This window comes from Nitrospirota bacterium (genome assembly GCA_020846775.1).
GTDB lineage: Bacteria > Nitrospirota > 9FT-COMBO-42-15 > HDB-SIOI813 > HDB-SIOI813 > RBG-16-43-11.
In genome coordinates this window covers 1-7,985 of sequence record JADLDG010000116.1, presented here as the reverse complement: position 1 = coordinate 7,985, position 7,985 = coordinate 1, and the positions used below count along the sequence as shown (strand labels likewise).

Sequence of the window (7,985 nt, the reverse complement as noted above, 5' to 3'; positions counted from 1 at the left end):
TAGAACGAAAATATGTAGTGTCCAGCCAAAACAGCGGAAGATTAAACCTGTCTCTTATCAAGCAGACTATGCTGGATATGGGAGTACAGGGGATGGGACTTAAATCAGAAGATATGAAAGTTTTGAAAATGCTTTCAAAGAACCCTAAAGGTATGGGTAAAAACAATATTGCCCAAGCCTGCGGACTTTCAGTTACTCATTACACAGAAATGGTTGAGCCATTTCTTAAACGACGAGGATGGATAGTGACAAGCCACAAGACATTTATAACCAGAGAAGGGCTATCCCTGTTAAAAAAGGAGAACTCTATTAAAAACGATCCGAATTATTAGGATCTCTTGTCATATGTTTGGTAAGACAATACTATTCGCCATCTTTATTCCTGACCTTGCCTCTGCTGGTATAAACGGCCTCCATCCATTAAGGAGATAGAGCCTTAGAAGGCCTTAATTTGACAGTAGATTCTCGTTTAAAAAAACTTGTAGTCGCAGGTCCATTGCCAGTGGCTTATGTAAGATGAAATAATGGTTTTCCTGTGGACACCACACCTATCCCTGTCTATTTATTCCTGGGTAAGTATGTCCCAGGCGTCTGCGGTAAAAAATAAAATAAATCATAAGAACCATGATTATACCATCTGTGGTTTTAAAGTTAGCCTGGTATTAATGGCCATTTCCATAGTATCTTGAGCCTACTGGGTATAGATTTTTTTTCGGGCATATGCTAATGTTATGTCATCCATGCGCGCTGCAATGTATTACAACAACCGGGATATCCGCGTTGAAGAGATGCCGGTACCGCAGGTCGGCGCCGGCGAAGTGCTTATGAGGATCATGTCGAGTGGTATCTGCGGCAGTGATATCATGGAGTGGTACCGGATTCATAAGGCGCCGCTTGTCCTTGGCCATGAGGTTGCAGGTGAGATTGCCGAAGTGGGTGAGGGGGTTACTCAATACAAGGCCGGAGACAGGATATCTGCGTCACACCACGTCCCGTGTAATACCTGCCACTACTGTCTTAATGGCCACGCTACTGTTTGTGAGACACTTCGGAAAACCAAATTTTATCCAGGCGGTTTCTGCGAGTATGTCCTTCTGCCTTCGATCAATGTTGACCGTGGGATATATCTCCTGCCGGATGAGGTTTCCTTTGAAGAGGGGAGCTTTGTTGAACCGCTGGCCTGTGTCCTTCGTGGACAAAGACTTATGTGTATTCATCCCGGGAACAGTGTCCTTGTTGTAGGCAGCGGAATATCAGGAATACTCCATATAAACCTCGCAAGGGCTCTTGGTGCAGGGAGGATAATTGCAACCGACATATCTGAATTCAGGCTGGAGTCTGCAAGAGGCTTTGGTGCAGATCACGCTATAGATGCAAGGGACTTTTCTACGGATTATCTCAGGGATATCAATGACGGCAGGCTTGCGGATGTTGTAATTATCTGTACCGGCGCAAAGAGTGCGATTGAACAGGGTCTTCAATCGGTGGAGCGAGGCGGCAGGGTATTATTCTTTGCCGCTACCGATAAAGGTGTGACTATCCCGATATCGTTTAATGATTTTCTGTTCCGTAATGAAGTAACGCTTGCCAGCTCTTATGCAGGAGACCGGGCGGACCACATAACAGCCCTTGAATTGATAAGAAGCAAAAGGGTCAATGTTCGTGATATGATAACACATAGGTTCAGTCTTGAAGATACAGTCAAAGGCTTTGCACATGTAATTGACGGCAAGAATTCAATTAAAGTAATTATAGCGCCGCAGAAATAAAAAGGAGGATTCAAATGGATTGGGGGATGAAAAATCGTTTAGCACAGATTATTAAACCGAACGGCAGGTGTATGTTTATGCCTATTGATCATGGATATTTCCAGGGCCCGACTTCAAAACTTGAAAAACCGGGTGAGACTATCAAGCCTCTCCTTCCATACAGCGATGCCTTGTTTGTGACCAGGGGTGTATTGCGTGCAAGTGTGGACCCGGGCAACTCAATACCTATCATCCTGAGGGTATCCGGCGGAACCAGCATGGTTGGAAATGACCTGGCCAATGAGGGGATAACCACTTCTATTAAAGAGGCGGTGCGTCTTAACGCTGCTGCAGTCGGTATGTCGGTCTTTATCGGGAGCGAGTATGAACGCCAGACATTGCTTAATCTGGGTCAGCTTGTAAACGAAGCAGAGGAGTATGGCATCCCTGTCATGGCAGTGACAGCCGTTGGAAGAGAGCTTGAGAAACGTGATGCCCGTTACCTCGGTCTCTGCTGCAGGATTGCTGCTGAGATCGGGGCAAAGGTCGTTAAAACATACTGGTGCGAGGATTTCGATAAGGTGGTTAACGGCTGTCCTGTCCCTGTAGTCATAGCAGGTGGACCAAAAGTGGATACAGAGAAAGAGGTATTCGAATTCGTCCACGACGGCATGCAGAGAGGCGCTATTGGTATAAATCTGGGAAGAAACATCTGGCAAAGCCCGCATCCGGTGCCGATGATCAAGGCGCTGCGCCATATTATCCATGAGAATGGCACAGTGGAAGGGGCAGTTGAAGTCTTCAACAGTGCTATGAAGAAATAACGGCGGCACAAGTTTTTATCCGCCGATATATACGCACGACAAAAATCCTCTGACAGTAAATCTCATAAGCCTTATGGAAGAAAATGACATCCTCAGACGCCTCACTAACTTTCCTGCCGGAGACATATACATTATCGGTCCCAGGGACTGTTTCATCAGGGGTTTTGAATACTACAGAGACCGGAGGCTTTTGCGGTTCCACTGGTCAGGGGACAACAGCGTCCTTACAGCCTTTGTCATGGGGAAGCGCATCTATCCTGTTAAATTCTTCATTATAAATAACAGGCTCGTATATGAATGTAATTGCCCTGCATGGACGCCTCATTCGCATTGTAAGCATGTGATATGTTCCATGCTGACCATCAGGAATCTGCTTGATCCGACACTATTTGACATTGGAAAAGGGCGTGAAAGCTATTGCCATATCCTTGCAGAAGGTCTGCTGCATAACGGTAAAGCTGCGGTTACGGTATCTGAGGCAGGTGAAGATCTTCCGGAGTATGCCTTGATAATTGAAAACAGAAGGCAAAGCAGCGCTATGAGGCTTGACGTTGAGATGAATGGGGTCTCATTATCGGATCCTTACAATAATAAAATTTCACACTATGCCGTTCCAGCTGGCCTGCGCGGGATAATAAGGGACAGAGCTTATTACGTGGATCATGGTGGTATACTCCTCGCCCATTTAAAGAAACATGGCGATGCCTATCCAATTTTCTTAAAGACAGGTAATGACAGAAAGGAACTAAGTTGGAATCCGTCTCTTCGTTTTTCTTCAATGGCCGTCTTTGATGCAACAGCAGATTCAGTTGCTGTGAGAAAACTTTTTATTAACGGCGATGCAATATGTGTCAGACCGTATCCACTTGGGTGCAGTTTCGTCGTTGACCTTGAAACAGGCAATCTGGGATATCTGGAGGATGATTCCGGATGGCATTTATGGAGACAGTTTGTCAGCGACGGCTTGTTATCAGGTTCAGCTGGGATTCGTGAAGCCGACGGTCAGACTGATGGTCTGATGGATATCCCTTTAAAGGCTTTTCAGGATTATCAGCTTATTCTTCCTGTCGAGGAAGATCTTATCCTGAAGAAACTGATATTGAAGGTTGATCATAAAAATGCTCCTCTCTTAAGAGGCAGACATCAATACTCATTAGTAATCGAGCAGAACCAGAAAGCGGCTGACAGCTTTGTTTTGAGGGCATGTTGTAACACTGACAGCGTTAGTGGAGCTACTACAGAAACCTTGTTCGGATTAATGTCACTTATAGGGTCAGGACTTTATTTATCACAACCTTTGCGGGCGCAGAAAAGAAGGTCTGCCCTTATAACGGCGTTTATCAGGCTTTTTAATGCGTCAAGTATTGCTGCAGCAGAAAAGATTTTTAAAGAAATAATCTCATCTAACAATGATTTTAAAAAACACTCGGTAAAAAGAGAGGCTAAGAGACTCTTGTCCGAGGCATTTTCAAGGATCAGGACAGCAACTTCGCGCCTCACTATTGATAATTGTAAATGGTCTCTGATAAAAAACAATTATGATAAGGAGGCTATGCTCTACACCATCCCTTTTGAGTTATTCGGCGCCGCGATATTCATGGACATGATGATACATAATGAGATGACAGTATCAGTGGGTGATCTTTACAGGAATCTTCCGGTTCTATATCACAGGTTGAGTGAGCAAGGGATTCAATTATTCTTTAAAGGAAAGGCGGTCAGGTTATCATCATGGGAGTTCTCGCTGGAGGCAAGACGGGGGGACGGGATAGACTGGTTTGAGATAAGGCCCGAGATACGATGCGACGGCAAGCTGGTAGAAGGTATATCGTGGCAGGATATAATCAAACAGGACGGGGTGGTGGAAAAAGATGGTTTTATAGAGGTTATGGATTCCAACTCTCAGGAGATACTCAAGACAATCGGCGCCATGTATGATGACAATCGCACTGATAATCGCACTGACAACCGCACAAAGGAGGTGGTTCAGATACCCCGTCTCCGGATACTGGACTGGATATATCTGCGCAGTAAGGGTGTGGAGGTCAGACTGTCAAAAGAAGACGAGGCGGTAGTAGACCGGTTGAGCCGATTCGAAAGGATAGAAGAGCGTCCTCTGCCTGATAATCTGAATGCGAAGCTCCGCCCATATCAGAAGGAGGGTTATTACTGGCTCGCATTCCTGTATGAAAACAGATTTGGCGCTTGTCTTGCGGACGACATGGGGCTTGGTAAAACCCTGCAGGCAATCACCTTCCTGGCTGCCTTAAAAGAGGTAAAGGTCCCGCCATATAAGGAATGTATCAACATGCCCCATCTGATAGTGCTGCCTCCGAGCCTGTTGTTTAATTGGGAAAATGAATTGCAGAGGTTCTATCCCGGACTTAACCTCCACTTTTATACAGGAAAGGAACGTAGTACGGATTTTAAAGGGTATGACATTGTCCTGACCACATACGGACTTGTGCGGAGGGACATTGATAGGCTTAAAGATATACAGTTTCATGTAATCATTTTTGATGAGGCGCAGGCTGTAAAGAATATATATGCTGATACAACAGGAGCGGTAAGACAGTTAAAGGGACATTTCAAAATCACCATCACAGGAACACCCCTTGAAAATCATCTTGGGGAGTATTACTCCATACTGGACCTTGCCCTGCCTGGATTGCTTGGTGAATATGATGACTTCAAGACGCATACCAGGAGTGACTCATCTCCGTTGATAGACATCATACTGAGGCGTACAAGGCCATTTGTGCTGAGGAGGACAAAGGATAAGATACTTAAGGAGCTCCCTCCAAAGACAGAATCAGACATATATCTTGAACTTACAGACAGGCAGAAGGCTTTGTATAAGAAGACCGTTGACATGGTAAAAGCGACTATAGACAACGCTTACAGGGATAAGACCTCTGCACAGGCTCAGATAATAGCCCTGACTGCAATATTAAAGCTGAGACAGATATGCGTGTCTCCGCGTCTTATAGACCGCTCGGTTGAAGAGCTGTCGCCAAAGGCAGAGTTTCTTATTACTAAACTGAAAGAGTTGATGAGTGAAGGACACAAGGCCCTTGTCTTCTCACAATTTACATCTTTCCTTGACATAGTGGAAGATGACCTGAGAAAAAACGATATCCCATTCTGCAGACTTGACGGCTCAACAGCAGTTGGCAGGAGGAAGGGGCTTGTTGAAGGATTTCAGCAGGATGATTCTGCAGCAGTCTTCCTGCTGAGCCTTAAGGCCGGCGGGCAGGGACTCAATCTGACAAGGGCGTCATATGTATTTCACCTCGATCCATGGTGGAACCCGGCGGTTGAGAACCAGGCGTCAGACCGAGCTCACAGGATAGGCCAGAAGAATAAGGTCACCATTACACGGATACTGATGCACCATACGGTAGAAGAGAAGATGATGTCGCTAAAGAAAAAGAAACTTGAGCTCTACAAGGCAGTCATGGGTGAAACAACGAAGGGCAAAAAGGGGCTCTCCATATCAAAGACAGATTTCGAGTATCTGCTGACATGAGACATACTGAATAGCTGAGTAAAATGTTAAAATTTCATGGGATAAAAAGATAATGCTGTATTATTTACTCTTTTGTGCCACAAGGCTGGCCTTGTATGTTCCGTTAGCGTCTTTGCCTTCGCGATAGTACAGGATGCGAAAGCCCTGGAAGTTATTCAGCAGTTCGTTGTGCTCAAAGCAGAACTCGCGGCGTCTTGGATGGCCGGTTGTCAGGTGCTGGTCTATCAGGAAGGTCTCGTATATCATGATGCCTCCTGGCTTCAGCGCTTCCTTCATGTCAGGGATAAGGTTCCTTTGAAGGTATAAGAAGCAGATGACTACATCGTACTCTGATTCTTCAATCTTATATGTTGCAGTATCTTCCAGATCTGTACACCGGATTTCAAGATTAAGGCCGCGTGTACTTGCATCGGCCCTGCATATATTTATTGATTCCTCATCATTCTCAAGTCCTACGACATCAAAGCCATGAGAGGCAAGAAAAAGTGCATTCCTCCCCCTTCCCATAGCTACATCGAGCGCACGCCCCTTTGAGAGCAGGGGTAGATACTCAATAAGCAACTGTGCCGGTTCAGGATGAGGAGGCACGAATTCCCTCCAGGAGTGCCCAGTTATTTCGTATAACAGGAGGACCCATATCGAACCATCTACTGTATACCTTTACTATATCGTCAATCTGTTCTTCAAGCAGGCCTGACAGAACGACCTTGCCGCCCGGAACAATAAGATCTGCAAATTCAGGTGCAAGTGATATGAGTGGTTTAAGGAGGATATTAGCTATAATTATATCAACTCCACGTTTATTCAACGCTTCAGGTGGCAGAATTGTTACGAGTGATGCTACGCAATTCTTCCTTGTATTCTCATCAGCAACCCTTATGGCATCCGGGTCATTATCCGTAGCCCATACATGTCCGGCGCCAACCTTCGCTGCGGCTATGGACAGAATGCCTGAACCGCACCCATAGTCAACGACCTCAAGGCCCTGCAAATTGGTTCCGTCTATCCATTCAAGGCAAAGGGCTGTGGTAGGATGGGTGCCTGTCCCGAAGGCCTGTCCCGGATCTATTGAAATGTTTACTGCAGCCGGATCAGGGAACTCGAAGCCGTCCGGGCATACCCAGATTCTATTTCCGAACTGCATTGGTCGGAAGTTGTCTACCCACGCCCGTGTCCAGTCGCGGTCTTCGAGATACTCTGTCTGCAAGTCAGGCAGGTGATCAATCCTAAGTTCGGAGCTAAGAAATGAACTTGTATACTCGATGTCTGTCTCTGAGTAGAAAAGCCCTGTGATACGGCCTTCTGGAGGTAATCTTTCTGTATGTCCCGGACTCATCAATGTAACAGCAAGGGCACCTGCACTTGTCAATGCATCTTCTGCACGTTCTAAATCTTTTGTATCAATAGTAAAGGATAACTGTAACCAGTTCATTATGTCTCCATTTAAAACAATCTATCTCTGTAATTGTAGTTTTGTTCTCACCGGAGGTCAATCTCTATTTCTAAGCCCACAAGGAAATCTAACCACTTGAAATTTATCACCCCATGGTTTATAGTAAAAACCTCTTTCAGGATTAAAAATAAGCACCAGGTTATATTGAATAGAATGAGGAGCTGATATTTGATGAAGAGGACAGTTCTGTACGAAGCCCACAAGGCGCTGAATGCTCAGTTTGTTGAATTTGCGGGGTGGGAGATGCCCGTCTCATACTCCGGTGTTCTTGAAGAGCACAAGGCCGTAAGAACAGCGGCCGGCCTGTTTGATGTCTCACACATGGGAAGGATCCAGGTTGACGGGCAGGGGGCCAAGGGGTTTCTACAATATCTTTCGACTGCAAATGTTGGTTCACTCCGTGCCGGTCAGGCATGCTACACCCTCTTTTG

Annotated in this window: 7 protein-coding genes; 5 read left to right on the top strand and 2 right to left on the bottom strand. The window is 45.8% G+C overall.

Annotated elements, in window-relative coordinates; all coding sequences use genetic code 11:
* Positions 1 to 17 precede the first annotated feature (17 nt).
* The 4 genes from IT392_13180 to IT392_13165 all read left to right on the top strand — a co-directional run bounded on the left by IT392_13180 (position 18) and on the right by IT392_13165 (position 6,101).
* The gene (locus IT392_13180; protein ID MCC6545424.1) at positions 18 to 332 is read left to right on the top strand and encodes a hypothetical protein; all 315 of its coding nucleotides are present in this window, start codon (positions 18 to 20) and stop codon (positions 330 to 332) included.
* A 408-nt stretch (positions 333 to 740) separates the two neighbouring features.
* Positions 741 to 1,769, top strand: coding sequence for an alcohol dehydrogenase catalytic domain-containing protein (locus IT392_13175; GenBank protein ID MCC6545423.1), 1,029 nt, complete (start codon positions 741 to 743; stop codon positions 1,767 to 1,769).
* Between the two features lie 14 nt (positions 1,770 to 1,783).
* Positions 1,784 to 2,572 carry a 3-hydroxy-5-phosphonooxypentane-2,4-dione thiolase gene (gene lsrF, locus IT392_13170; GenBank protein MCC6545422.1) on the top strand — a complete coding sequence of 263 codons (789 nt, stop codon included), beginning with the start codon at positions 1,784 to 1,786 and terminating at the stop codon, positions 2,570 to 2,572.
* A 73-nt stretch (positions 2,573 to 2,645) separates the two neighbouring features.
* Positions 2,646 to 6,101, top strand: coding sequence for a DEAD/DEAH box helicase (locus IT392_13165; protein MCC6545421.1), 3,456 nt, complete (start codon positions 2,646 to 2,648; stop codon positions 6,099 to 6,101).
* Positions 6,102 to 6,161: 60 nt separating this feature from the next.
* On the opposite strand, the gene IT392_13160 is transcribed toward IT392_13165, so the two are convergent.
* The gene (locus IT392_13160) at positions 6,162 to 6,689 is read right to left on the bottom strand and encodes a methyltransferase domain-containing protein (GenBank protein MCC6545420.1); all 528 of its coding nucleotides are present in this window, start codon (positions 6,687 to 6,689) and stop codon (positions 6,162 to 6,164) included.
* Positions 6,673 to 7,533, bottom strand: a complete 861-nt coding sequence (gene prmA / locus IT392_13155) for a 50S ribosomal protein L11 methyltransferase (GenBank protein MCC6545419.1) — start codon at positions 7,531 to 7,533, stop codon at positions 6,673 to 6,675. The genes IT392_13160 and prmA overlap by 17 nt, the downstream gene beginning before the upstream one ends.
* A 192-nt stretch (positions 7,534 to 7,725) precedes the next feature.
* On the opposite strand from prmA, the gene IT392_13150 reads away from it, so the two are divergent.
* On the top strand, positions 7,726 to 7,985 hold a 260-nt coding region (locus IT392_13150; GenBank protein MCC6545418.1), incomplete at its 3' end, for a glycine cleavage system aminomethyltransferase GcvT.

Bases quoted from the DNA above. Each gene is read 5' to 3' on its own strand.
- IT392_13175 (MCC6545423.1), top strand. From the start codon at position 741: ATGCGCGCTGCAATGTATTACAACAACCGGGATATCCGCGTTGAAGAG.
- lsrF (MCC6545422.1), top strand. From the start codon at position 1,784: ATGGATTGGGGGATGAAAAATCGTTTAGCACAGATTATTAAACCGAAC.
- IT392_13165 (MCC6545421.1), top strand. From the start codon at position 2,646: ATGGAAGAAAATGACATCCTCAGACGCCTCACTAACTTTCCTGCCGGA.
- prmA (MCC6545419.1), bottom strand. From the start codon at position 7,533: ATGAACTGGTTACAGTTATCCTTTACTATTGATACAAAAGATTTAGAA.